General features: G+C 61.4%; 24 protein-coding genes and 1 riboswitch. Of the genes, 11 read left to right on the top strand and 13 right to left on the bottom strand.

Going from position 1 to position 25,631, the window contains the following annotated elements:
- Positions 1-44 precede the first annotated feature (44 nt).
- The 6 genes from fba to tkt form a co-directional block, all read right to left on the bottom strand.
- Complete coding sequence (gene fba, locus CAF77_RS02755) at positions 45-1,109, bottom strand: class II fructose-bisphosphate aldolase (RefSeq protein ID WP_064380164.1); 1,065 nt, start codon at positions 1,107-1,109, stop codon at positions 45-47.
- A gap of 125 nt (positions 1,110-1,234) precedes the next feature.
- On the bottom strand, positions 1,235-1,567 hold the full coding sequence (locus tag CAF77_RS02750; protein ID WP_011336325.1) for an MliC family protein: 333 nt from the start codon (positions 1,565-1,567) through the stop codon (positions 1,235-1,237).
- 56 nt (positions 1,568-1,623) lie between these two features.
- Positions 1,624-1,845 (bottom strand): hypothetical protein, encoded by a 222-nt coding sequence (locus CAF77_RS02745; RefSeq protein WP_007959706.1) that lies wholly within the window; start codon positions 1,843-1,845, stop codon positions 1,624-1,626.
- Positions 1,846-1,879: 34 nt separating this feature from the next.
- Positions 1,880-3,043, bottom strand: coding sequence for a phosphoglycerate kinase (locus tag CAF77_RS02740; protein WP_011336326.1), 1,164 nt, complete (start codon positions 3,041-3,043; stop codon positions 1,880-1,882).
- 12 nt (positions 3,044-3,055) lie between these two features.
- Positions 3,056-4,108: an erythrose-4-phosphate dehydrogenase gene (gene epd / locus CAF77_RS02735; RefSeq protein ID WP_064380162.1), complete on the bottom strand. Its 1,053-nt coding sequence runs from the start codon at positions 4,106-4,108 to the stop codon at positions 3,056-3,058.
- Between the two features lie 179 nt (positions 4,109-4,287).
- Positions 4,288-6,285: a transketolase gene (gene tkt / locus CAF77_RS02730; RefSeq protein WP_064380160.1), complete on the bottom strand. Its 1,998-nt coding sequence runs from the start codon at positions 6,283-6,285 to the stop codon at positions 4,288-4,290.
- Between the two features lie 271 nt (positions 6,286-6,556).
- Between tkt and CAF77_RS02725 the strand changes: the two genes are divergently transcribed.
- The 4 genes from CAF77_RS02725 (at position 6,557) to CAF77_RS02710 (ending at position 11,132) form a co-directional block, all read left to right on the top strand.
- Positions 6,557-7,552, top strand: coding sequence for a metalloregulator ArsR/SmtB family transcription factor (locus tag CAF77_RS02725; protein ID WP_064380157.1), 996 nt, complete (start codon positions 6,557-6,559; stop codon positions 7,550-7,552).
- An 18-nt stretch (positions 7,553-7,570) separates the two neighbouring features.
- Positions 7,571-8,761 (top strand): methionine adenosyltransferase, encoded by a 1,191-nt coding sequence (metK, locus tag CAF77_RS02720; RefSeq protein WP_011336330.1) that lies wholly within the window; start codon positions 7,571-7,573, stop codon positions 8,759-8,761.
- 203 nt (positions 8,762-8,964) lie between these two features.
- Positions 8,965-10,638 (top strand): NAD-dependent DNA ligase LigB, encoded by a 1,674-nt coding sequence (gene ligB / locus CAF77_RS02715; protein WP_064380154.1) that lies wholly within the window; start codon positions 8,965-8,967, stop codon positions 10,636-10,638.
- A gap of 98 nt (positions 10,639-10,736) precedes the next feature.
- Complete coding sequence (locus CAF77_RS02710; protein ID WP_007959697.1) at positions 10,737-11,132, top strand: DUF1090 domain-containing protein; 396 nt, start codon at positions 10,737-10,739, stop codon at positions 11,130-11,132.
- A 42-nt stretch (positions 11,133-11,174) separates the two neighbouring features.
- On the opposite strand, the gene CAF77_RS02705 is transcribed toward CAF77_RS02710, so the two are convergent.
- The gene (locus CAF77_RS02705) at positions 11,175-11,624 is read right to left on the bottom strand and encodes a cytochrome c (protein ID WP_064380152.1); all 450 of its coding nucleotides are present in this window, start codon (positions 11,622-11,624) and stop codon (positions 11,175-11,177) included.
- Positions 11,625-11,752: 128 nt separating this feature from the next.
- Between CAF77_RS02705 and CAF77_RS02700 the strand changes: the two genes are divergently transcribed.
- Positions 11,753-12,925: a murein transglycosylase A gene (locus tag CAF77_RS02700; protein ID WP_064380151.1), complete on the top strand. Its 1,173-nt coding sequence runs from the start codon at positions 11,753-11,755 to the stop codon at positions 12,923-12,925.
- Positions 12,926-12,974: 49 nt separating this feature from the next.
- Here CAF77_RS02700 and CAF77_RS02695 read toward each other — a convergent pair whose 3' ends face one another.
- Positions 12,975-13,358: an MAPEG family protein gene (locus CAF77_RS02695; protein WP_064380149.1), complete on the bottom strand. Its 384-nt coding sequence runs from the start codon at positions 13,356-13,358 to the stop codon at positions 12,975-12,977.
- 39 nt (positions 13,359-13,397) lie between these two features.
- A complete protein-coding gene (locus CAF77_RS02690) occupies positions 13,398-14,231 on the bottom strand; it encodes an EamA family transporter (protein WP_064380147.1) in 834 nt (277 codons plus the stop codon).
- A gap of 219 nt (positions 14,232-14,450) precedes the next feature.
- Between CAF77_RS02690 and CAF77_RS02685 the strand changes: the two genes are divergently transcribed.
- Together CAF77_RS02685 and CAF77_RS02680 are read left to right on the top strand one after the other, a co-directional pair.
- A complete protein-coding gene (locus CAF77_RS02685) occupies positions 14,451-15,620 on the top strand; it encodes an MFS transporter (protein ID WP_064380146.1) in 1,170 nt (389 codons plus the stop codon).
- A 105-nt stretch (positions 15,621-15,725) separates the two neighbouring features.
- On the top strand, positions 15,726-16,991 hold the full coding sequence (locus tag CAF77_RS02680) for a sodium:proton antiporter (protein WP_011336336.1): 1,266 nt from the start codon (positions 15,726-15,728) through the stop codon (positions 16,989-16,991).
- On the opposite strand, the gene CAF77_RS02675 is transcribed toward CAF77_RS02680, so the two are convergent.
- Both CAF77_RS02675 and CAF77_RS02670 read right to left on the bottom strand, forming a co-directional pair.
- Positions 16,992-17,879, bottom strand: coding sequence for a formate/nitrite transporter family protein (locus CAF77_RS02675; protein WP_011336337.1), 888 nt, complete (start codon positions 17,877-17,879; stop codon positions 16,992-16,994).
- A gap of 73 nt (positions 17,880-17,952) precedes the next feature.
- The gene (locus CAF77_RS02670; protein ID WP_011336338.1) at positions 17,953-18,360 is read right to left on the bottom strand and encodes an acyl-CoA thioesterase; all 408 of its coding nucleotides are present in this window, start codon (positions 18,358-18,360) and stop codon (positions 17,953-17,955) included.
- A 197-nt stretch (positions 18,361-18,557) separates the two neighbouring features.
- A riboswitch (S-adenosyl-L-homocysteine riboswitch) is annotated at positions 18,558-18,656 on the top strand.
- Between the two features lie 23 nt (positions 18,657-18,679).
- Here CAF77_RS02670 and ahcY point away from each other — a divergent pair.
- From ahcY to CAF77_RS02650, 4 genes are all read left to right on the top strand, one after another.
- Positions 18,680-20,089: an adenosylhomocysteinase gene (ahcY, locus tag CAF77_RS02665; RefSeq protein ID WP_039767963.1), complete on the top strand. Its 1,410-nt coding sequence runs from the start codon at positions 18,680-18,682 to the stop codon at positions 20,087-20,089.
- A 187-nt stretch (positions 20,090-20,276) separates the two neighbouring features.
- Positions 20,277-21,122, top strand: a complete 846-nt coding sequence (metF, locus tag CAF77_RS02660; RefSeq protein WP_064380144.1) for a methylenetetrahydrofolate reductase [NAD(P)H] — start codon at positions 20,277-20,279, stop codon at positions 21,120-21,122.
- Positions 21,123-21,269: 147 nt separating this feature from the next.
- On the top strand, positions 21,270-22,082 hold the full coding sequence (locus tag CAF77_RS02655) for an ABC transporter substrate-binding protein (RefSeq protein WP_064380142.1): 813 nt from the start codon (positions 21,270-21,272) through the stop codon (positions 22,080-22,082).
- Positions 22,083-22,304: 222 nt separating this feature from the next.
- Positions 22,305-24,173, top strand: a complete 1,869-nt coding sequence (locus tag CAF77_RS02650) for a DEAD/DEAH box helicase (RefSeq protein WP_011336342.1) — start codon at positions 22,305-22,307, stop codon at positions 24,171-24,173.
- 139 nt (positions 24,174-24,312) lie between these two features.
- Here CAF77_RS02650 and CAF77_RS02645 read toward each other — a convergent pair whose 3' ends face one another.
- Complete coding sequence (locus tag CAF77_RS02645) at positions 24,313-24,906, bottom strand: YceI family protein (RefSeq protein ID WP_039768113.1); 594 nt, start codon at positions 24,904-24,906, stop codon at positions 24,313-24,315.
- Between the two features lie 32 nt (positions 24,907-24,938).
- Positions 24,939-25,490 carry a cytochrome b gene (locus CAF77_RS02640; protein ID WP_011336344.1) on the bottom strand — a complete coding sequence of 184 codons (552 nt, stop codon included), beginning with the start codon at positions 25,488-25,490 and terminating at the stop codon, positions 24,939-24,941.
- Between the last annotated feature and the right edge of the window lie 141 nt (positions 25,491-25,631).

Raw genomic sequence — 25,631 nt, 5'->3', positions numbered from 1 at the left:
CGCCTTTCGGCGGATTTCTTATTCAATCAGCTCAACATACAGTCTCAATTGACCTTGGCGTTCAACTCACCCTTCAGATAACGCTGATACATGTTTTCCAGCGAGATCGGCTTGATCTTTGAAGCGTTGCCGGCAGTACCGAAAGCTTCGTAACGAGCGATACATACATCGCGCATGGCCTTCACGGTTTCGCCGAAGAATTTACGTGGGTCGAACTCGCTCGGGTTGGTGGCCATCAGGCGACGCATGGCGCCGGTGGACGCCAAACGCAGGTCGGTGTCGATGTTGACCTTGCGCACGCCGTGCTTGATGCCTTCGACGATTTCTTCAACCGGTACGCCGTAGGTTTCTTTGATGTCGCCGCCGTACTGGTTGATGATCGCCAGCCACTCTTGTGGCACCGACGAGGAACCGTGCATCACCAGGTGGGTGTTCGGGATGCGTTTGTGGATTTCCTTGATGCGGTCGATTGCCAGCACGTCGCCGGTAGGTGGCTTGGTGAACTTGTAGGCGCCGTGGCTGGTGCCGATGGCGATGGCCAGGGCATCAACCTGGGTCTTCTTGACGAAGTCAGCCGCTTCTTCCGGGTCGGTCAGCATCTGGCTGTGATCCAGAACGCCTTCGGCGCCGATGCCGTCTTCTTCACCGGCCATGCCGGTTTCCAGCGAACCCAGGCAGCCCAGCTCGCCTTCAACCGAAACGCCGCAGGCGTGAGCCATGGCTACGGTTTGTTGGGTCACGCGGACGTTGTATTCGTAGTCGGTCGGGGTCTTGCCGTCTTCGCCGAGGGAGCCGTCCATCATGACCGAGCTGAAGCCCAGCTGGATCGAGCGTTGGCAGACGTCAGGGCTGGTGCCGTGGTCCTGGTGCATGCACACCGGGATGTGCGGAAATTCTTCGATCGCCGCCAGGATCAGGTGACGCAGGAACGGGGCGCCGGCGTATTTGCGGGCACCGGCCGAAGCCTGAACGATCACCGGGGAGTCAGTCTTGTCAGCGGCTTCCATGATGGCGCGCATCTGCTCAAGGTTGTTGACGTTGAAGGCTGGAACGCCGTAGCCGAACTCGGCTGCGTGGTCCAGCATCTGGCGCATGCTGATAAGTGCCATTGTGTGTCTCTCTCCCGGTTTGGGTCGTTAATCGTGCCAGCCTGCCGGAGCGGCGGCGGCTATTCAAGTGATTGCAGATCGGGGGTTGAGGCCCGGCCTGGTGATTCGATACAGCAAATTCTGTTTTATTCGGCTTTGCAGCCCCGGCCGATCAGATCATTGGTGGCGACCCAGTAAACCAGGCCTTCCTCACCTTTGATGTGAAACGCCAGCATGTCATCGCTGTACAGCGCGCCCGAGGCGCCCGGCTCTTCTTTCAGTCGATAGACCTGATCGCCACCGCCCAGGCGCACATCGACTTCCTTGCGGGCGGCATCGGTGAAGCGCCAAAGCACCTTGGCCTGGCTGTCGCAGGTCCAGGTGGTCCAGTTATCGACAGGGGCGGACGACTGGAACGGGTTCCACTGCGCGCAACCACCCAACAATCCCAGTGCCGCAACGGCGATCAGGCCTTTCATCCGTGTTCCTCGACCGGCAGCGCACGCCGCCGGACTTGAGTAAAGAGTCAGACCGGTCAAGGACAACCATGTTCCTTGGCCGGGGTTTGCGTCTCGTATTTGTCCAGACCGTCCGGGCCCGAGCGCTTGTTCAGCACCGGGTTGGTTTCGGCCTGCCAGTCGGCCTGGTAGCAGCCTTTCTGTGCCTCGCCGGGTGCCGGTGTCGGCTCGGCCTTCGGGTTACTCCCGCAGGCCGCCAATGTACCGGTCAGCAACAACAGCGCTAACGACTTGACCATCTGAACACTCCTTTGCCTGGCCAATCGGGCGGCCTCAGGCCTTGGCCCGGCTTTCCAGGACTTCAACGGCCGGCAGCACCTTGCCTTCGACGAATTCGAGGAACGCGCCACCGCCGGTGGAAATGTAGGAGATCTTTTCCGCCACGCCATATTTATCGATGGCCGCCAGGGTGTCGCCACCGCCGGCAATCGAGAACGCCGCGCTTTCGGCGATGGCTTCGGCCAGCACTTTGGTGCCGTTGCCGAACTGGTCGAATTCGAACACGCCGACCGGGCCGTTCCACAGGATGGTTTTCGACGACTTCAGCAGTTCGGCGAAGTTGGCCGCGGTTTGCGGGCCGATGTCGAGGATCATGTCGTCAGCAGCAACATCAGCGATCAGCTTCACGGTCGCTTCGGCGCTTTCAGCGAACTCCTTGGCAACAACCACGTCCACCGGCAGCGGCACGCTGACCTTGGCGGCGATGGCGCGCGCGGTGTCCAGCAGGTCCGGCTCGTACAGCGACTTGCCGACCGGGTGACCGGCCGCCGCGAGGAAGGTGTTGGCGATGCCGCCGCCGACGATCAGTTGATCGCAGATCTGGCTCAGGCTGTTCAGGACGTCGAGTTTGGTCGAGACCTTGGAGCCGGCAACGATGGCAGCCATTGGCTTGGCCGGGGCGCCCAGGGCTTTGCCCAGTGCGTCCAGCTCAGCAGCCAGCAGCGGGCCGGCAGCAGCGACCTTGGCGAACTTGGCCACGCCGTGGGTCGAACCTTCGGCGCGGTGCGCGGTGCCGAAAGCGTCCATCACGAACACGTCGCACAGGGCAGCGTATTGCTGGGCCAGTTCGTCGGCGTTCTTTTTCTCGCCCTTGTTGAAGCGCACGTTTTCGAACAGCACGATGTCGCCGGCCTTGACGTCAACGCCGCCCAGGTAGTCAGCCACCAGCGGCACTTCGCGGCCCAGAGCCTTGCTCAGGTAGTCGGCGACAGGCTTGAGGCTGTTCTCGGCGGAGAATTCGCCTTCGGTCGGACGACCCAGGTGCGAGCAGACCATCACGGCCGCGCCTTTTTCCAAGGCCAGCTTGATGGTCGGCAGCGAAGCCAGGATACGCGCATCGCTGGTGACAACACCGTCCTTGACTGGGACGTTGAGGTCTTCGCGGATCAATACGCGCTTACCTTGCAGATCGAGGTCGGACATCTTCAACACGGTCATGGGTCGCACTTCCTACGGTTTTTTTGAAGTCGCTGTTTGCAGATAGTGTTCTGCAACATCCAGCATTCGGTTGGCAAAACCCCATTCGTTGTCGAACCAGGCCAGGATGTTCACCAGCCGAGGGCCGGAAACGCGGGTCTGACTGGCATCGACGATGGCCGAATGTGGGTCATGGTTGAAATCACAACTGGCGTGAGGCAATTCGGTGTAGGCCAACAGACCTTTGAGCGGGCCGCTGGTGGCGGCGTCGCGCAGGATCCGGTTGACCTCTCCGGCGTCGGTGTCGCTCGCGGTCTGCATCGTGATGTCGAGGCAGGACACGTTGACCGTCGGCACGCGTACGGCTTTGGCCTGAATTCGCCCGGCAAGTTCCGGCAGCAGGCGCTCGATACCACGCGCCAGACCGGTGGACACCGGAATCACCGACTGGAACGCCGAGCGGGTGCGGCGCAGGTCTTCGTGGTGATAGGCGTCGATCACCGGCTGATCGTTCATCGCCGAGTGAATCGTGGTGATCGACACGTAATCCAGACCGACCGCCTGATCCAGCAGCCGCAACAGCGGCACGCCGCAGTTGGTGGTGCAGGAGGCGTTGGACACCAGCAGTTCGTCGCCGGTCAGGCAATCCTGATTGACGCCGTAGACGATGGTGGCGTCGACATCCGCCTCGCTGGCCATCGGCTGCGAGAACAGCACTCGTGGCGCGCCGGCGTCGATAAAGCGCTGGCCGTCTGCGCGAGTGTGGTAAGCGCCGGAGCATTCGAGCACCAGATCGACACCTAGCGACGCCCAATCGATGCCTTCGGGGGTGGCACTGCGCAAAACCTTCACGCAGTCGCCATTAATATGCAGACAATCGCCGTCGACCTTCACCTCGCCGGGGAACCGGCCGTGGGTGGAGTCGAAGCGTGTCAGGTATTCGATGCTGGCCATGTCGGCCAGATCGTTGATCGCGACAATCTCGAACCCGGCCTTCTCGCCTCGCTCGAACAACGCACGCAAGACGCAACGACCAATCCGGCCGTAGCCGTTGAGTGCAACTTTGTAGGGACGCGGTTGAGGCATGGGGGTTCTCGATATACGCAGGCAGACGCAATGCTTATTTGCGACACATCACATGTGGGAGCTGGCTTGCCAGCGATAGCGTCCGGTCAGGCAACATGTATGTTGAAGCGGATGGCCCTATCGCTGGCAAGCCAGCTCCCACAAGGATTGCGGTGATCATGAGATCACCGCGATGTGCCTTAGTCTTCCAGCAGTTCTTCAGCCTGACCCAGGATGTTTTCCAGGGTGAAACCGAACTCTTCGAACAGTGCCGAGGCCGGAGCCGATTCGCCGTAGGTGGTCATGCCGATCACGCGACCTTCCAGACCCACGTACTTGAACCAGAAGTCGGCGTGAGCCGCTTCGATCGCAATACGTGCGCTGACCTGCAACGGCAGGACCGATTGCTTGTAGCTGGCGTCCTGAGCGTCGAACGCGCTGGTGCATGGCATGGAAACCACGCGCACCTTGCGGCCCTGCTCGGTGAGTTTGTCGTAGGCCTGAACGGCCAGACCAACTTCCGAACCGGTGGCGATCAGAATCAGCTCAGGCTCGCCTGCGCAGTCCTTCAGCACGTAGCCACCACGGCTGATGTCGGCGATCTGGCCGGCATCACGGGTCTGGTGCTGCAGGTTCTGACGCGAGAAGATCAGCGCCGACGGGCCGTCCTTGCGCTCCAGCGCGTTTTTCCAGGCCACCGCCGATTCAACGGCATCGGCTGGGCGCCAGGTGTCGAGGTTCGGCGTGCTGCGCAGACTGGTCAGTTGCTCGATCGGCTGGTGCGTCGGGCCGTCTTCGCCCAGACCGATGGAGTCGTGGGTGTAGACGTGGATCACGCGCTGTTTCATCAGGGCGGACATGCGCACGGCGTTGCGGGCGTATTCCATGAACATCAGGAAGGTCGCGCCGTAAGGCACCAGACCGCCGTGCAGGGCAACGCCGTTCATGATCGCGGTCATGCCGAATTCGCGCACGCCGTAGTACATGTAGTTGCCGCTGGCATCTTCGGCGCTGACGCCTTTGCAGCCTTTCCACAGGGTCAGGTTGGAACCGGCCAGGTCAGCCGAACCGCCCAGCACTTCCGGCAGCAGCGGGCCGAACGCGTTCAGGGCGTTCTGGCTGGCTTTACGGCTGGCGATGGTTTCGCCTTTGGCAGCAACGTCGGCGATGTAAGCGTCAGCCTTCTCGGAGAAGTCGGCCGGCAGCTCGCCGCTCAGGCGGCGGATCAGTTCGTTGGCTTCGGTCGGGAACGCGGCGGAGTAAGCAGCGAAACGCTGGTCCCACTCGGCTTCCACAGCGCGGCCTTTTTCCTTGGCATCCCACTCGGCATAAATGTCGGCCGGGATTTCGAACGGGCCGTGGTTCCAGTTCAGCGCCTGACGGGTCAGGGCGATTTCCGCGTCACCCAGCGGGGCGCCGTGGCAATCTTCCTTGCCTTGCTTGTTCGGCGAACCGAAACCGATGGTGGTCTTGCAGCAGATCAGGGTCGGCAGCGGGCTCTTGCGAGCGGTCTCGATGGCGGTCTTGATCTCTTCCGGGTCGTGACCGTCGACGTTGCGGATCACTTGCCAGTTGTACGATTCGAAACGCTTCGGCGTGTCATCGGTGAACCAGCCTTCGACTTCGCCGTCGATGGAGATGCCGTTGTCATCGTAGAAGGCGATCAGCTTGCCCAGGCCCAGCGTGCCGGCCAGGGAAGCGACTTCGTGGGAAATGCCTTCCATCATGCAGCCATCACCCAGGAACACATAGGTGTGGTGGTCGACGATGTTGTGGCCCGGACGGTTGAACTGCGCGCCCAGGACTTTTTCTGCCAGGGCGAAGCCCACGGCGTTGGCCAGACCCTGACCCAGCGGGCCGGTGGTGGTTTCAACGCCCGGGGTGTAACCGAATTCCGGGTGACCCGGGGTGCGGCTGTGCAGTTGACGGAATTGCTTGAGGTCGTCGATCGACAGGTTGTAGCCGGTCAGGTGCAGCAGCGAGTAGATCAACATCGAGCCGTGGCCGTTGGACAGCACGAAGCGGTCACGGTCGGCGAACGATGGATTGCTCGGGTTGTGCTTGAGGTAGTCGCGCCAAAGCACTTCGGCGATATCTGCCATACCCATGGGGGCACCGGGATGGCCGCTGTTGGCTTTTTGCACGGCATCCATGCTGAGGGCACGAATGGCGTTGGCACGCTCACGACGGCTAGGCATCGCTGATCTCCTGGGTGTGAATAGATTGAAACGGAAAAAAGGAGGGCATTTTCCCTCACCGGAGCGCCTCGGGGCAATGACAGATAGTCATCCGGAGGCGTTTTTCCAATGGATAACATCGGTTTCGGTTGGTGAAACCTTTCCGCTGTTCGTTTGTAGAGTTAACCGGGCAGTGAGAAGTGCAATCGAATACGCCATCCATCGAGCAATATCAAAACTTTTTGATATAGACCTTGCGATGCCTTCCGGCCGTCACTAGACTGCCAGCCCTATGAACTTACGCGTGCCTTCCATTCGCCATGACGATTGCGACGAGCTGGCGGCCCTGTGCAAGGCCGGCGGCGATCCGCTGCGGCTGAATGTATTGCGCGCTCTGGCCAACGACTCGTTCGGCGTACTGGAACTGGCGCAGATTTTCGGTATCGGCCAGTCCGGCATGAGCCATCACCTTAAAGTGCTGGCGCAGGCGGATCTGGTGGCGACTCGCCGCGAAGGCAATGCGGTGTTCTATCGCCGCGCCCTGCCTCACACTGAGTTGCTGGGCGGCAAGTTGCACGCTGCGTTGTTAGAAGAAGTCGACAATCTGGCACTGCCGGCGGACGTGGAAACCCGGATCGCACAGGTTCACGGGCAACGCGCGGCCAACAGCCAGGACTTTTTCGCCCGGGTCGCGGAGAAATTCCGCGCCCAGCAGGATTTGATTGCCGGCCTGCCGCAGTACCGTGAAAGCGTGCTGGCCCTGCTCGACAAACTGAACTTCAATGGCGCTGCCACGGCCATTGAAGTCGGCCCCGGCGATGGTGCATTCCTGCCGGAACTGGCGCGCCGCTTCGGCACCGTAACCGCACTGGACAACAGTGCGGCGATGCTCGAACTGGCCCGCCAGGTATGTGAACGTGAACAGCTGGCTAACGTCAGCCTGCAATTGGCCGATGCATTGAATGGCGTGAGCCTTCAGGCCGATTGCGTGGTGTTGAACATGGTGTTGCACCATTTCGCCGCGCCGGCCGAAGCGCTCAAGCACATGGCCAGCCTGCTGCAACCGGGCGGTAGCCTGCTCGTGACAGAGTTATGTAGCCACAACCAGAGTTGGGCCAGGGAGGCCTGCGGTGATCTGTGGTTGGGGTTTGAACAGGACGATCTGGCCCGTTGGGCCACCGCTGCGGGACTCGTTCCCGGGGAAAGCCTCTATGTAGGCTTACGTAATGGTTTCCAGATCCAGGTTCGCCATTTTCAGCGACCGGCTGGCGACACTCACCATCGGTAAATTCAGGAAAACATCGAGATGAGCGAATACTCCCTCTTCACCTCCGAGTCCGTGTCTGAAGGACATCCGGACAAAATCGCCGACCAGATTTCCGATGCAGTGCTGGACGCCATCATCGCCCAGGACAAGCACGCACGCGTTGCGGTGGAAACCCTGGTCAAGACAGGCGTGGCCATCGTTGCCGGTGAAGTGACCACCAGCGCCTGGGTTGACCTGGAGCAGATCGTTCGTGACGTGATCTGCGACATCGGCTACACCAGCTCCGACGTCGGCTTCGACGGCGCTACCTGCGGCGTGATGAACATCATCGGCAAGCAGTCCCCTGACATCAACCAGGGTGTTGACCGTGCCAAGCCTGAAGATCAGGGCGCCGGCGACCAGGGCCTGATGTTCGGCTACGCCAGCAACGAAACCGACGTGCTGATGCCGGCCCCGATCACCTTCTCGCACCAGCTGGTACAGCGTCAGGCCGAAGCCCGTAAATCGGGTCTGCTGCCTTGGCTGCGTCCGGACGCCAAGTCGCAAGTGACCTGCCGTTACGAAGGCGGCAAGGTTGTCGGTATCGACGCCGTGGTTCTGTCGACCCAGCACAACCCGGAAGTGTCGTACAACGACCTGCGCGAAGGCGTGATGGAGCTGATCGTCAAGCACGTGCTGCCTGCCGAACTGCTGAGCAAGGACACCCAGTTCCACATCAACCCGACCGGCCAGTTCATCATTGGCGGCCCGGTAGGTGACTGCGGTCTGACCGGTCGCAAGATCATCGTCGACAGCTACGGCGGCATGGCCCGTCACGGCGGCGGCGCGTTCTCCGGCAAGGATCCATCCAAGGTTGACCGTTCGGCGGCCTATGCTGGCCGTTATGTTGCCAAGAACATCGTGGCGGCCGGCCTGGCCGAGCGTTGCGAAATTCAGGTTTCCTACGCGATCGGTGTGGCCCAGCCTACCTCGATCTCGCTGAACACTTTCGGCACCGGCAAGATCAGCGATGACAAGATCATCAAACTGGTCCGTGAAGTGTTCGACCTGCGTCCATACGCGATCACCACCATGCTGGACCTGCTGCACCCGATGTACCAGGAAACCGCAGCCTACGGCCACTTCGGCCGTGCTCCGCAGACCAAGACCGTTGGCGAAGACACCTTCTCCACGTTCACCTGGGAAAAAACCGACCGCGCCGACGCTCTGCGTTCCGCTGCCGGCCTGTAATTTTCCTGGTGGTACAAGAAGCCCCGCACGGTTCGCCGTGCGGGGCTTTTTCATTCGTACCCTGTGGGAGCGAGCTTGCTCGCGAAGAGGCCCGAGTCAACAACATCACATCCGGATCGGAAACAGCTCGCAAAACACCCACCTCTCTCAACAACAAATCCTCGCCTAGCCTTCAAGCATCTCCCTGAGCAAGGACGCTCACGATGCTTGCCACACTGCGCCTGTTTTTGTTTTTCCTGCCGGTTTTCCACCTCAACGCCTTCGCTGGCGACTGCCCCGACTGGGCCGCCGCCCGGGCATCGAGCGAAGTCGCCGCCCTGCAACAACAGATCGATCGCTGGGACGACGCCTATCATCGCGAAGGCCGCTCGGTGATCGCCGATGAGCTCTACGATCAGTCCCGCCTGCGCCTGAACCAATGGCGCCAGTGCTTCAAACTTCCTTCACCGCCCGAGCCGGTGCGTGCATCAGGCCCGGTTGCGCACCCGGTCGCGCACACCGGCCTGGACAAACTTCATGATGCGGCGAACATCGCCACCTGGCTGCGCGACCGCCAAAACGTCTGGGTACAACCCAAGGTCGATGGCGTGGCGGTGACCCTGATCTATCGCGACGGCCGACTGCATCAGGCGATCAGTCGCGGGGATGGTGTTCGCGGGCAGGACTGGACGGCGTCGGCCAAAAAGATCGGAGCCATTCCGCAACAGCTGACGCAACCGCAGGATCTGCTGGTGCAAGGCGAACTCTACTGGCGCTTGAACGGACACATGCAGGCACGTGCCGGCAGCGCCAACGCCCGCGCCACCGTGGCCGGCCTGCTGGGACGCAAGGATCTCGACGCGGAACACGCCGCCGGCATCGGGCTGTTTGTCTGGGACTGGCCGCAAGGGCCGAAGGACTTGCCGGAGCGAATCGCGGCCCTGACACAATTCGGTTTTCCTACCACGGAGCCCTACACCCAGGCCGTCGCCAGCCTGAACGACGCGCAACACTGGCGCGATCACTGGTATCGCTCGCCATTGCCATTCGCCACGGACGGCGTGGTTCTGCGCCAGAGCCTGCGACCGCCCGCCGAGCGCTGGCAGGCTCGTCCGCCCTACTGGGCTGTCGCCTGGAAATACCCGTTCGCCCAGGCACTGGCCGATGTGCGCAAGGTGAACTTCAAGGTCGGCCGTACCGGGCGCATCACGCCGGTGCTCGAGCTGTCGCCGGTGATGCTCGATGACCGGCAGATCAAACGAGTCAGCGTCAGTTCGCTCAGGCGCTGGCAGGAACTGGACATCCGCCCCGGCGATCAGGTCGCAATCAGCCTGGCCGGGCTGACGATTCCGCGCCTCGACAGCGTGGTACTGCGCAGTACCGAACGCGCTGTTCTGGATGTTCCACTGGCCAGCGACTTTCACGCCCTGAGCTGCTGGCAACCGACGCCGGGCTGCGAAAGCCAGTTCCTCGCGCGCCTGACCTGGCTCAGCGGCAAGCAGGGACTGGCGCTGCCGCATGTCGGTCGCGGCACTTGGGAGAAACTTCTGGAAACAGGCCGCCTGAACAGCCTGCTGGATTGGTTGACCCTCGACGGCCCGGAGCTTGCTAACATTGCCGGTCTCGGCGAGCGCAGCAGTGCCCGCCTGCTGCACAGTTTTCACAGCGCCCGCCAACGACCGTTTGCGCAGTGGCTCAAAGCCCTGGGTTTGCCGCCGACAGGTCAGGCAACACTTGCCGATTCATGGCAGGCGCTGGCACAACGCAATACCGAACAATGGCAGGCAGAAGCCGGGATCGGCCCGGGCCGTGCGGCGCAATTGAGCGCCTTTTTTCGCGACCCGCAGGTGCTGGCCCTGAGTAAAACCTTGCAAGCCGCCGGTGTCGACGGCTTCTGAATGCGCAATCCCCGGCCAACCGGGAACCCAATGTCCGCCGGAGCGCTCCAACAGCGCAGTGCTTCACCGATACGATTGCCTTTGCACATGGAGCTTTTATGAAATTTCTCGCACCGCTCGCCCTGCTGTCTTTCTGCGCAGTCCTCGCCGCCCCCGTGATGGCCGACGAAGACGCGCCGGGCCTGACCGGTTGTGCCGCCAAGAAGCAGGGCATCATCAACCAGATCGAACAGGCCAAGTCCCGCGGCAACGCCGACCAGCAGGCCGGCCTCGAAACCGCCCTGCGCGAAGTCACCGAGCACTGCACCGACGCCGGCCTGAAGAAAGAACGCGAAAACAAGGTGCTCGACGCCAAGCACGAAGTGAGCAAGCGTCAGGCTGATCTGGACAAGGCCATGAAGAAAGGCGATCCGGAGAAGATCGACAAGCGCAAGAACAAGCTCGCCGAATCGCGCAAGGAATTGCAGGACGCGCTGGACGAACTCGACAAGTAAGAAAGCCGGGGATCACAGCCAAAAACCGTGATCCCTTGAACATCAGTGGTCGCGAAACTCTTTATGGCAGGCACTGCAGGCATCTTCGACTTTCTGCACGGCAGGCCCCAGGTTACTGGCTTTGTAGGGTTGAACCTTGCTGGCGATCACCAGTTCACCGGTGGCCGCTTCAAGGGTGCGGGCCATTTCCTGGAAGCGCGCCTGTTTCTGCCAGACATCATCCTTGGCGCTGGTGTGATCTTCTTCGCGCACCTGCGGGAAATGTTTCCACGGCTCATGGGACAACGCATCGAGCTTGACCGCGCCTTCGGCGAATTTCGCTCCGTCGAACGGGATGCGCCCACGCAACATGCCACCCAGGTCTTCACCGGTCTTGAGCATCTGCTTGAAGATCGCCTTGCGCTGACCCAGCGGGGAATTCGGGTCGACACCGCCACAGGCGGACAAGCTCAGACAGGCCAGCAATACAACAGAAATTCTTTTGAGAGTCATGGTGGCTTCAGGTCACGGAAATCGGCGGCCAGTATCCTCGGGTCACCGCCAAACACCAATAGCCCTATTAACAATAAGGGTTGCTTGAGCGCATGGAGCACTTCTGCAACCGGCACAGGAAATTCTCCATGAACAGCCGTTTCAAGGCCTGGCGTCATCCGCTCATCGCTACCCTCCCGCTGCTGGCGATCCTCGCCGGCTGCACCGGTGGCGACAGCGCCAAGCCGAAAACCCACGCCCTGGCCACCTACTCCAGCGCCACCTGGGAAGCCCTGCCGGCGGTGTCCGATAGCGATCTGGTCGCCGGTTTCGGTTCCTGGCGCAGCGCCTGCACCCGGCTCAAGGCTGACCCGGTCTGGGGCCCGACCTGCGCGGCAGCTGCCAACGTGCCGCAGAGCGCTGGCGACATTCGCACCTTCCTCAAGCAGAACCTTGACGTGTTCGGCCTGCGCGCCGAGAACGACAATCCCAACGGCCTGATCACCGGCTACTACGAACCGGTGTACCCCGGCAGCCTGACGCAAACCGCCACCGCCAACGTGCCGGTGTATGGCGTGCCCGAAGACATGATCATTGTGTCGCTGGACAGCATTTACCCGGAGCTGAAAGGCAAGCGTCTGCGCGGACGCCTCGAAGGTCGTGTGCTCAAGCCTTACGACGACGCGGCGACCATCGAGAGCCAGGGCGTCAAGGCGCCGGTCGTGGCGTGGCTGACCGATCCGATGAACCTGCAATTCCTGCAGATTCAGGGTTCGGGGCGGATCCAGACCGAGGACGGTCGCCAGCTGCGCATCGCCTATGCCGACCAGAACGGTCACCCGTACCGACCGATCGGCCGCTGGCTGGTGGAACAGGGCGAGCTGAAAAAAGAAGAGGTGACCATGGGCGCGATCAGCAACTGGGCCAAGGCCAACCCGTCGCGCATTCCGGAACTGCTGGCGAGCAATCCGAGCTACGTGTTCTTCACCCGCAACCCGGACAGCAACGAAGGCCCGCGCGGTTCGCTGAATGTGCCGCTGACCGCTGGTTACAGCGCGGCGGTGGACCGCAAGGTCATTCCGCTGGGCAGCCTGCTGTGGCTGTCGACCACCCGCCCGGACGGCACGCCGTTGGTACGCCCGGTTGCGGCACAGGACACCGGCGGCGCGATTGCCGGCGAAGTTCGTGCGGATCTGTTCTGGGGCACCGGTGATGCCGCCGGACAATTGGCCGGCGACATGAAGCAGCAAGGGCAGATCTGGATGCTCTGGCCGAAAGGCGCGGCGTTGCCGCAAGTGCCGCAGGTGGCCGACAAGCCGTAAGTACAATGCAAAAGATCGCAGGCCTCGTCAGCCTGCGATCTTTTCAGGTTCAGACCGAAACGAAGAAGAAGCTGGCAATCAGCGCCATCCCGACGAACCAGACCAACGAGCGCAAAGCCGCCCAGTCCGCCAGATAGCAAATGATGTAGAGCAGGCGACTGGTGATGAACAGCACCGCCAGCACATTGACCGTCACCAGCTCTGCCGTGCCCACCAGGTGCGCGACGATCACCGCCGCCGCAAACGCCGGCGTCACTTCAAAACTGTTCAGCTGCGCCGCATGGGCACGGCGCGCCACACCATCCACGCTGTCCAGAAAGTCCCGGGGATCATGATTGTCCCGCAGTCTGAAACCACCCGAGGCCTTGGCCACGACGGTGCACAGATAGGGCAGAAAGATCGCGATCAACACACACCACAAAGCCACCGTCATAACACCGTCCTTCTTTCGAGTTTTAGAGTTGCCGGGCGGTCAGAACTTCATCACCAGCATGCCGACCAGTACCAGCCCACAGGCTAAGAGCCGCGGCCGGCCGAAAGGTTCTTTCAGGTAACGCATGCCGAACAGCACCACCAGGATCACGCTGATTTCACGCAACGCCGCCGCTTCGGCAATCGAGCCCAACTTCATCGCCCACAGCACCAGAGCGTAGCTGAACAACACGCAGAACCCGACCGCCAGCCCCAGCTTCCATTGCTCGCGCCAGAACAGTTTGAACGCCGGCCTTTTCGCTACCCCCGCCAGCAACGGGAATGGCCAGGCACTGAGCAGCGTGACCCAGACCAGGTAATCCAGCGGATGCGACCAGCGCCGCAATGCCTGACCGTCGATGTAGGTGTAGCAACCGATGCACAAGCCGATCAGCGCCACTACCGGCAGCATCGCCCACGGCAAATGTTTCCCGCCGCCGCCCTGCCAGAGCAGGCAAGCCATGCCCAGCGGGATCAGCAGGATCCCGAAGATTTGCTGGGTGGTCAGCACCTCGCCGGCGAAGATCAGGGTCAGCGCCAGTACCACCAGCGGCGACAGTCCGCGCATCAACGGATAGACCAGCCCCAGGTCGCCAACCCGATAGGCCTGGATCAACAGATAGCGATAAAGCAGCTCGAACGCCGCCGACGCCAGAATCCACGGCCAGATTTCCGGCGGCGGCAGGCTGATGAAAGGCAACGCCAGCGCGACGAACAACAGCGCCACGCTGTCCATGCAGGCCACCACCAGCAGCCGTTCGGCGCTGAACTTGATCAACGTGTTCCACGCTGCGTGCAACAGCGCCGCCACCAACACCAGAGCTGTCGCCAGCACGTGCCACTCCTTTGTTCTTGTTGTTGAGCCTGAGCCAATTAGTCAGATTATTGATTCGCGATGTGTCAGCAGCTGTTTATACTGCAAGCGACCACGCCGCACTCAGTTGCGCACAGACAAATTCCAATAATTCCTGCCTGCCCCGTTCTCGTCCGAGACCGGTCGCCGGCCTGCGTATGCCTGATCAAAGCGTCAAGACTACCGACAGAGACCTTGCGCATGCCACTCGCCTTGCTTGCACTCGCTGTTGCCGCTTTTGGCATCGGCACCACTGAATTCGTCATCATGGGCCTGCTGCCCGATGTCGCCCGCGACCTTGCGGTGAGCATTCCCCATGCGGGCCTGTTGATCACCGGCTACGCCCTGGGCGTGGTGTTCGGTGCGCCGATCCTCGCGATCGGTACCGCCAACATGCCGCGCAAGGCCACGCTGCTGGGCATGACGCTGATGTTCATCCTCGGCAACGTGCTGTGCGCGCTGGCGCCGAACTACGCAACGTTGATGGCGGCGCGGGTCGTCACCGCACTGTGCCACGGCGCGTTCTTCGGCATCGGTTCGGTAGTGGCCGCCGGGCTGGTCGCGCCGAACAAACGGGCGCAGGCGATTGCCATGATGTTCACCGGCCTGACCCTGGCCAACGTCCTTGGCGTACCGCTGGGCACTGCGCTCGGTCAGTACGCCGGCTGGCGCTCGACCTTCTGGGCGGTCTCGGTGATCGGTGTGATCGCGGCCCTCGCCCAATGGCTGTGGTTGCCGAAACACATCCCGATGGACAAGGCCAACCTCGCCAGCGAGTTCAAGGTGCTGGGCAAGGTCAACGTGTTGCTGGCGCTGGGCATGAGCGTTCTGGCCTCCACCAGTCTGTTCAGCGTGTTCACCTACATCGCGCCGATTCTGCAGGACATCACCGGCGTCAGCCCTCACGGAGTGACCGTGATGCTGCTGTTGTTCGGCGTCGGCCTGACCGGCGGCAGCATGCTCGGCGGGCGCCTGGCCGACAGTCGTCTGCTGCCGTCGCTGGTGGGTGTCGCGCTGGCGGTGGTGGTGATTCTGACGGCGTTCAGCCAGACCAGTCGCTCGGTGGTTCCCGCGGCGATCACGCTGGTGCTGTGGGGAATTTTTGCCTTCGCCCTGTGCCCGATCCTGCAACTGCTGATCATCGATCAGGCGCATGAAGCACCGAACCTAGGCTCGACCCTGAACCAGAGCGCGTTCAACCTCGGCAATGCCGCCGGGGCGTGGATCGGTGGACTGGTAGTAGCCAGCGGCGCGGATCTGGCGGACTTGCCGTGGACCGGCGCGCTGGTGGGCGTGCTAACGGTGCTGACGGCGCTGTTTTTCATCTACCTGCAACGTCGGGGTGTCGCTGCGGTCAATGTGTCCGGCTGATTTTCCCGGGGGACACAATTGTGTCCCCACCCGGCGTCAGTCCATCCAACCCTTGCGTCCATGAACGGGCGCGATGTCTTTCCACCCCCATCCAAAGGACCCCGGATGCTTGAACTCGTCGCCGCTTTCATCTGCCTCACCACCCTCCTCACCTTTGTGAATTTCCGCTTCATCGGCCTGCCCCCAACCATCGGCGTGATGGTTACCGCACTGATGTTTTCCCTGTTGCTGCAAGGCCTGAGCCTGCTCGGTTACCCCGGTCTCGAAGAGCGCGTACAGCAACTGATCGGCCAGATCGACTTCGGCGATCTGCTGATGAACTGGATGCTCTCGTTCCTGCTGTTCGCCGGTGCGTTGCACGTGAACCTCAACGACCTGCGCAGCTACCGCTGGCCCATCGGCCTGCTGGCGACCTTCGGCGTACTGATCGCCACCGCCGTGATCGGCAGCCTCGCCTACTACATTTTTGCCCTGTTCGGCTGGCACGTGAGCTTCCTTTACTGCCTGTTGTTCGGCGCGCTGATTTCCCCGACCGACCCGATTGCGGTACTCGGCGTGCTGCGTACGGCCAACGCCTCGAAGCCGCTGAAGACCACCATCGTCGGCGAATCGCTGTTCAACGACGGCACCGCCGTGGTGGTGTTCACCGTGTTGCTGGGCATCGCGCAACTGGGCGAAACCCCGACCGTCGGCGCCACGGCCATGCTGTTTGCCCATGAAGCCATCGGCGGCGTGCTGTTCGGCGGGCTGATCGGTTATCTGGTGTACCTGATGATCAAAAGCATCGAGCAGCACCAGATCGAGGTCATGCTGACCCTGGCGCTGGTGATCGGCGGTTCGGCGATGGCTACCGAGCTGCACGTCTCGGCGCCGATCGCGATGGTGGTCGCCGGTCTGATCATCGGCAACCTCGGTCGCAACCTGGCGATGAACGACATGACCCGCAAATACCTGGACGGTTTCTGGGAATTGCTCGACGACATGCTCAACGCCCTGCTGTTCGCGCTGATCGGGATGGAGCTGTTGCTGCTGCCGTTCAACTGGCTGCACGTGGCGGCGGCAAGTCTGCTGGCGCTGGCGATTCTGCTGTCGCGCCTGCTCACCGTGGCCCCGGCCATCGTCTTGCTGCGGCGCTGGCGCACCGTGCCGCGCGGCACTATCCGGATTCTGACCTGGGGTGGTTTGCGCGGCGGTGTTTCGGTGGCACTGGCCCTGGCCCTGCCGTTGGGCCCGGAGCGCGATCTGCTGCTGAGCATCACCTACATCGTGGTGCTGTCATCGATCCTGTTGCAGGGCCTGACCATCGGCAAACTGGTCAAACATGCAACGCGCGACGAGCCGGCGAGCGCTGCCGAGCCCGCGCACCATTGATCATTTCTTGATCTGCTGCGGATCGGGCTTTTCGGCCTGATCCGCAGACTCTTTCGGCTTTCCGCTTTCACTGCGGATCTGCGCATGACTGATCAGGGCGAAGATGAAACTGCCGCCGATGATGTTCCCCGCCAGGGTCGGCCCGGCAAACACCGCCCAGAAGTCACTCCATGGCAGCTCGCCGGCAAACACCAGATACGACACCTCCGCCGACCCCACCACGATGTGAGTGAAATCGCCCAGTGCCATCAGATAGGTGATGAGGATGATGATCCACATCTTCGCGCTCTCCATGGACGGAATCATCCAGACCATGGTGGCGATCATCCAGCCCGAGACAATGCCCTTGGCGAACATCTGACTCGCATGGTTCTCCATGACCTTGCGGCCGATTTCGAGGAAGGCTACGTCAGTCTTGCTGTCGAAGATCGGCAGTTCGAGCATCACGTAGGCCACCAGAATCGTCCCGCACAGGTTGCCGAACAGCACCACCGTCCACAGCCGGATCAACCGGCCGAAATTGGCCAGGGTCGGCTTGGTCATCACCGGCAGCACGGCAGTCAGGGTGTTTTCGGTAAACAGTTGCTGGCGGGCGAGGATCACCGCGAGAAAGCCTGCGCAGTAGCCGAAACTGGCGATCACCTTGAATTCATCGCCCTCGGGCAGACGCGAGTTGAGCAGGCCCATGCCCATCAGCGACAGGCCCATGGTCAGCCCGGCCGCGAGCGCCGACCACCACAGCGCGGCGATGCTGCGCTCCAGTTCCTGGTCGCCCTGTTTGCGGATGATTTCATGCAGAACCGCCGCGCGGGGCGGCTGGTTTTTCTCGACTTCGTGTTGTTCCTTGGCCGAGAGATCGGGGGTCTTGCCGTCTGTTGGTGTGGTCATGGCGGGAAACCGGTGGCGGGGTCATAAGGCTACGACACGCGCCGCTCGGCTTCCGTTCGCCGGTGTGACGCGATTACTCGGTAACGGGCACGTCATCCTTGAACTGGTCTTTGACATACCTGATCTCGGTTCGCCCGTGCGGCGCCGGCAAGCCGTCTTCGCCGAGGTTGACGAAGACCATTTTCTCGACGGTCAGGATGCTCTTGCGGGTGATCTTGTTGCGCACTTCACAGGTCAGGGTGATCGAGGTGCGGCCGAACTCGGTGGCGGTGATGCCCAGTTCGATGATGTCGCCCTGGCGCGAGGCGCTGACGAAGTTGATTTCGGAAATGTACTTGGTCACCACGCGCTGGTTGCCCAGTTGCACGATGGCGTAGATCGCCGCTTCTTCGTCGATCCAGCGCAGCAGGCTGCCGCCGAACAGGGTGCCGTTGGGGTTGAGGTCTTCGGGTTTTACCCACTTGCGGGTGTGGAAATTCATCTTCACTCCTGAGCGTCTTGCCGAATGATGGGGCCATCTTGGCAGACTGAGCGGTCATGCTCCATGAGGCATCTACTATGGTCGCGATTGGCGATCTTCATCTGGCCGACAGAAACCCTTTGGAAGATCAGTCTAGACGGCTATAATCGCCCCCGTTTCAAAACGGTAACCTTCACTTGATACCGTTTTCCCGCCACCTGTCCGAGGGGCGCTGCAGCAGGTTCAACCTGTCAGGCTCGGATGGGGCGTTGACCGGCTCAGGCCGGACACTAAACGCACAACGGCGCCCATTCGCATACATTACGAATGGAGGCTCTTCATGAGCGCTGTTATCACGCCTGCAGATTTTAACGATTACAAAGTTGCCGACATGTCCCTGGCTGCCTGGGGCCGTCGCGAAACCATCATCGCCGAGTCGGAAATGCCGGCCCTGATGGGTCTGCGCCGCAAGTACGCTTCCGAGCAGCCTTTGAAAGGCGCAAAAATCCTCGGCTGCATCCACATGACCATCCAGACCGCCGTGCTGATCGAAACCCTGGTTGCCCTGGGTGCCGAAGTGCGCTGGTCGTCCTGCAACATCTTCTCGACTCAGGATCAGGCCGCCGCTTCCATCGCCGCTGCCGGCATCCCGGTTTTCGCCTGGAAAGGCGAGACTGAAGAAGAGTACGAGTGGTGCCTGGAGCAGACCATCCTGAAAGATGGCCAGCCATGGGACGCCAACATGATCCTCGACGACGGCGGCGACCTGACCGAGCTGCTGCACAAGAAATACCCACAGGTCCTGGACCGTGTTCACGGCGTGACCGAAGAAACCACCACCGGCGTACACCGTCTGCTGGACATGCTGGCCAAGGGCGAGCTGAAAATCCCGGCCATCAACGTCAACGACTCGGTGACCAAGTCCAAGAACGACAACAAGTACGGCTGCCGTCACAGCCTGAACGACGCCATCAAGCGTGGTACCGACCACCTGCTGTCCGGCAAGCAAGCGCTGGTCATCGGTTACGGTGACGTGGGCAAGGGTTCGGCCCAGTCCCTGCGTCAGGAAGGCATGATCGTCAAAGTCTCCGAAGTCGACCCGATCTGCGCCATGCAAGCCTGCATGGACGGTTTCGAACTGGTTTCGCCGTTCATCGACGGTATCAACGACGGCACCGAAGCGAGCATCGACAAAGCGCTGCTGGGCAAGATCGACCTGATCGTGACCACCACCGGTAACGTCAACGTTTGCGACGCAAACATGCTCAAAGCCCTGAAGAAGCGCGCCGTTGTCTGCAACATCGGTCACTTCGACAATGAAATCGACACCGCTTTCATGCGCAAGAACTGGGCATGGGAAGAAGTGAAGCCACAGGTACACAAGATCCACCGTACCGGCGCTGGCTCGTTCGATCCACAGAACGACGACTACCTGATCCTGCTGGCCGAAGGCCGTCTGGTGAACCTGGGTAACGCTACCGGTCACCCAAGCCGCATCATGGACGGTTCGTTCGCCAACCAGGTTCTGGCGCAGATCTTCCTGTTCGGCCAGAAGTACGCCGACCTGTCGCCAGCCCAGAAAGCCGAGCGTCTGACCGTTGAAGTACTGCCGAAGAAACTCGACGAAGAAGTGGCCCTGGAAATGGTTCGCGGCTTCGGCGGCGTGGTCACTCAACTGACCAAGCAACAGGCTGACTACATCGGCGTGACCGTCGAAGGCCCGTTCAAGCCGCACGCTTACCGCTACTAAGAGCAGCTGCGAGCTTCAAGCTTCAAGCGGCAAGCAAGGTCAAAAGCCGGACTTGCCGTACGAAGCTTGAAAGCTCTGCCCCTATTTCAAAACAGTTTCAGGCAGCCGGTTTCACGCTCGATAGATCAGCGCACCACCGCTTCTCTCGCAGCTTGTAGCTTGCCGCTCGTAACTGGAGGCTTCCTCCATGTCCCAAGACCGTCGCTACAGCTTCGAGTTCTTCCCGACCAAGACCGATGCTGGGCATGAAAAACTGCTCGCCACTGCCCGTCAGCTGGCCACCTACAACCCTGACTTCTTTTCCTGCACCTACGGCGCGGGCGGTTCGACCCGTGACCGCACGCTGAACACCGTTCTGCAGCTGGAGAGCGAAGTCAAAATCCCCGCCGCACCGCACCTGTCGTGCGTCGGCGACAGCAAGGACGACCTGCGCGGCCTGCTGAACGAGTACAAGGCTGCCGGCATCAAGCGCATCGTCGCCCTGCGCGGTGACCTGCCGTCCGGCATGGGCATGACCAGCGGCGAGCTGCGTCACGCCAATGAACTGGTTGAATTCATTCGTGAAGAAACCGGCAATCATTTCCACATCGAAGTCGCCGCCTACCCGGAGATGCATCCGCAGGCGCGCAACTACGAAGACGATCTCGCCAACTTCGTGCGCAAGGCCCGTGCCGGCGCCGACAGCGCGATCACCCAGTACTTCTTCAACGCCGACAGCTACTTCTACTTCGTCGACCGTTTGCAGGCGCTGGGCGTGGACATTCCGGTGGTGCCGGGGATCATGCCGATCACCAACTACAGCAAACTCGCGCGCTTCTCCGATGCCTGCGGTGCGGAAATCCCGCGCTGGATCCGCAAGCAGCTGGAAGCCTACGGCGATGACAGCCAGAGCATTCAGCGCTTTGGTGAGCAAGTTGTCACCGATATGTGCGAACGCCTGCTGCAAGGCGGCGCGCCCGGCCTGCACTTCTATTCCATGAACCAGGCCGAACCGAGCCTGGCGATCTGGAACAACCTGAAGCTGCCGCGCTAAAAAGACGTAAACGCAGAACCAGAAGATCGCAGCCACGACAGTGCCTACAGCGCTTTCGCCGCTGCGATCTTTTGCTTTTAACGCCCGAAACAGAGCTTCTGCGGCCAGTTTCTGGCTCTTTGCCGTTTCTCGTCGTAATCTCAAGCCATGCCTTTGATCACGCAGTTATTCGCCGTGCTGGTTTTTGCTTGCCTGAGCTTTACCGCTCGGGGCGAGAAGCTGCGTATCGTCACCGAACCGTGGGCGCCGTACGTCTATGAACAAGACGGCAAGAACCTCGGCCTGGACTACGAAACCACCGCCATCGTGTTCAAGCGTTTGGGCATCGAAGTCGAATGGCAGTTTTTGCCGTGGAAACGCTGCCTGTCGATGCTCGAAACCGGCCAGGCCGACGGCGCACTGGACATCTTTCACAGCGACGAGCGCGACGCCACCCTGCTCTACCCGAGCGAACCGTTGTCGGACGTCGAATTCGTGATGTTCTATGCCAACGACCGCCCGCACCCTTTTCGCAGCCTCGAAGACCTCAAGGGTCTGACCATCGGCACCTCACCGGGCTATCTGTACAGCCCCGATTTTCGCGAATCGACCTTGTTTACTCGGGAACCGGCCCCGACCCACGAAGCCAATTTCGGCAAACTGGTGCGCGGGCGCATCGACCTGCTGATCACCGATCGCCGCGTGGGTCAGCATTTGCTCGATGAACTGGGCATTCGCGACAAGATCACTGAGAACCCGACCGTCATCAGCCGCCAGAGCCAGTTTCTGGCCGTGCGGCGCAACGCCGGGATGGATTTGCTGGTGCAGCGCTTCGGTGCCGAGCTCAAGCGTTTCAAGCGCGAACCGGCCTATACCGAGCTCAGTGCCCGCTACGGCGCGGCCCCCGCCCTGACGGCGCCACTGGGCACCGCCACCGCCAGCGGCAAAACCGTTGAGCAGCAGGAAAGCGGCGCGCAGTGATTGCTCTGTTATACTCCGGCGTTCCCGCCAGGCTCACGCCCGGACGCCCGGAACCGTAACAGGCCTCCTGACCCGCTACAGCGCAGCTTTTCAGCCCGCGCGAGCGCTCCGGACGTGCCTTCGGAACCGCAGCAGGACCGGACGGGATTGCGTCCTCTTAAACGCCATTCGCGCCAGGCAAGACTCCCATTGGGCCAAGCCCTAACTAAAACAGGATTACTCATGTCCTTTGCTTCCCTCGGTCTCTCCGAGGCTTTGGTCCGCGCTATCGAAGACGCGGGCTATACCGAGCCTACTCCGGTGCAACAGCGGGCCATTCCCGCCGTGTTGCAAGGTCGCGACCTGATGGTTGCGGCTCAGACAGGTACTGGTAAAACCGGCGGTTTCGCCCTTCCTATCCTGGAGCGGCTGTTCCCCAACGGTCACCCGGACAAATCCCAGCGTCACGGCCCGCGCCAACCGCGCGTGCTGGTGCTGACCCCTACCCGCGAACTCGCGGCGCAGGTTCACGACAGTTTCAAGATCTACGCCCGTGACCTGAAATTCGTCAGCGCGTGCATCTTCGGCGGCGTCGGCATGAATCCGCAGGTTCAGGCCATGTCCCGTGGCGTTGACGTGCTGGTGGCGTGCCCCGGTCGTCTGCTCGACCTGTGCGGCCAGGGCAGTGTCGATCTGTCCCATGTCGAAATCCTCGTGCTCGACGAAGCCGACCGCATGCTCGACATGGGTTTCGTCCACGACGTGAAGAAAGTCCTCGCCCGTCTGCCGGCCAAGCGCCAGAACCTGCTGTTCTCGGCGACCTTCTCCAAAGACATCACGGATCTTGCCGGCAAACTGCTGCACAACCCGGAACGCATCGAAGTGACGCCGCCGAACACCACGGTCGAGCGCATCGAACAACGCGTCTTCCGTCTGCCGGCCAGCCACAAGCGTGCGCTGCTGGCCCACCTGATCACCGCTGGCGCGTGGGAACAGGTGCTGGTGTTCACCCGCACCAAGCACGGCGCCAACCGTCTGGCCGAGTACCTGGACAAACACGGCCTGCCGGCTGTGGCGATCCACGGCAACAAGAGCCAGAACGCCCGCACCAAAGCCCTGGCCGACTTCAAGGCCGGTGAAGTGCGCATTCTGGTTGCCACCGACATCGCGGCACGCGGTCTGGACATCGACCAGTTGCCACACGTGGTCAACTTCGAACTGCCGAACGTCGATGAAGACTACGTCCACCGTATCGGCCGTACCGGCCGGGCCGGTCGTTCGGGCGAGGCGATCTCGCTGGTCGCACCGGACGAAGAAAAACTGCTGAAAAGCATCGAACGCATGACCAAGCAGAAAATCGCCGACGGCGACCTGATGGGCTTCGATGCCAGTACCATCGAGGCCGAGAAGCCTGAAGTTCGCGAGCGTCCGGACATGCGCAACCCGCGCAATGCCCGCGGCCCACGCGGTGACGGCCCTAATGGCGGCGGCGGTGGCGGCGGTCGTAAAGACAAAGGCAAAGACAAGGGCAAGGAAAAACCGGCCGGCGAACGTGGCGAGCGTCCAGCCCGTCAACAGAAGCCGCGCGAAGGCACCCCGGCCCGCGAACAACGCCAGCCAAGCCAGCCGCCACGCGCCGCTGCTGATCGCGCTCCGGACGAGTTCCTCGACGACGATATCGATAACTTCGGTAACCGCGTCGACTACGTGCCGAAGCAGGCTCCGACCGGTGGTCGCAACCGTCGTCCAGGCGCTCCGGCGCAAGGCGCAGGTTCAGGCGCACCCCGCGGCGGTCAGTCGCAAGGTCGCCAGAACGGCCCGCGTAACAGCAACGGCTCGAGCACCGGCACGCCGCCAGGCAAACGCAGTGGCCCACGCAACGGTGCACCGCGTGACGGCCAGGGTCGCCGCGACGAAAACTCGCGCAACCGCCGCCCGGCCCGTGATGATCAGCAACGCGCTGAACCGGCCGTGCAGAACCCGCGCAGCAGCGGGCCGAAGATCATGCACAAGGAATCGAAAGCCGACCGCTTCCCGACGCCTGAGCAACTGGATCAACTGCCAAGCCGTCCACGCGGTGAAAAACCGGCCTTGCTGACCCGCAATCGCTGAGTTTTCGACTGCAATGAAAAATGCCCCGGCCTGAAAACCGGGGCATTTTTTGTGCGCCGCTGAAACGAAAGTGGCGGCAGGCAATAAAAAACGCCCCCGATCGCAAGACCGGGGGCGTTTTTTGTATGGCCGGCGAAAATTACTTCGCTTTGACACCTTCGAACGAGATGTACAGGTCGACTTTGTCAGACTGTGGACCCAGGTCCATCATCTTGCCGAAATCAGAACGCTTGATGCTGGTAGTGCCTTCGAAGCCGGCACGGTAGCCGCCCCATGGATCCTTGCCTTCACCCAGGAAAGTGGCCTTGACCACGATAGGCTTGGTCACGCCGTGCAGGGTCAGGTCACCGGTCACGTCGGCAGTGTCTTTGCCATCGGCGTTCTTGCCGGTGGACTTGACGCTGGTGGAGACGAACTTGGCATCAGCGTATTTGCCCACGTCCAGGAAGTCTTTGCTGGAGATGTGCTTGTCACGCTCGGCGTGGTTGGTGAACACGCTGGCGGTCTTCACGTCGAACTCGATCTTGCTGTCTTCAGGCTTGGCGGCGTCGAAGCTGAACTTGCCGCTGATGTCCTTGAAGGTACCGGTGATGTAGCTGTAGCCCAGGTGGCTGATCTTGAAGTCAACGAAGGCGTGCTGGCCTTCTTTGTCGACTACGTAGTCAGCGGCCATCACATTGGCGGACAGGACGGCAGAGCCGATTGCCAGAGCGGCCAGAGTCTTTTTCAACATGCTTTGTTTTCCTTTGGAGTCGAGGTTGAACATCAGGCTTTGCGTCCCAGCATTCGTGTCAGGGTCGCATCACGATCGATAAAGTGGTGCTTCAATGCTGCCAACGCATGAAGGCCGGAAAAAATTACCAGCGCCCATGCCAGGTACAGATGAATCACACCGGCGGTATCTGCCTGATCCGGTAGTCCGGAAACCAGTGCAGGAACTTCAAACAGGCCAAACACCGGAATCCCGACACCGTCTGCGGTGGAAATCAGGTAACCGGCAATCATCACGGCGAACAGCGCAAGGTAGAGAAACCCATGGCCGAACTTGGCGCCGATGCGGGTCATGCGGCTGTAGCTCTGGAGCGTTGGCGGCGGTGGGCTGACAAAGCGCCACAACACCCGCAACACCATCACAGCCAACAGCACCAGACCGATGCTCTTGTGCAGATCCGGCGCGTCTTTGCGCCAGGTGCTGTAGTAATCCAGCCCCACCATCCACAGACCCAGCGCGAACAGCCCGAAGACCGCCAGCGCCACACCCCAGTGCATGAAGATGCTGACCCAACCGTAGCGCGAAGAAGAGTTACGTAGCTGCATTGCCCAAATCCTGTGAGAACTGCGAACCAAGACTAGCGAGTTATCTATCGAATTAAAGCGGAAAATTTCGCTTTGAAATATCGAGAAATACGATCAAGAGCTTCTGACCGTCGCGTTAAGGAAAGATTAACCCATAGCAGA

Source organism: Pseudomonas sp. R15(2017) (assembly GCF_002112685.1).
GTDB lineage: Bacteria > Pseudomonadota > Gammaproteobacteria > Pseudomonadales > Pseudomonadaceae > Aquipseudomonas > Aquipseudomonas glycinae.
Note: the sequence above shows the minus strand (reverse complement) of the source record. Positions and strands in the feature narration are given on the sequence as shown.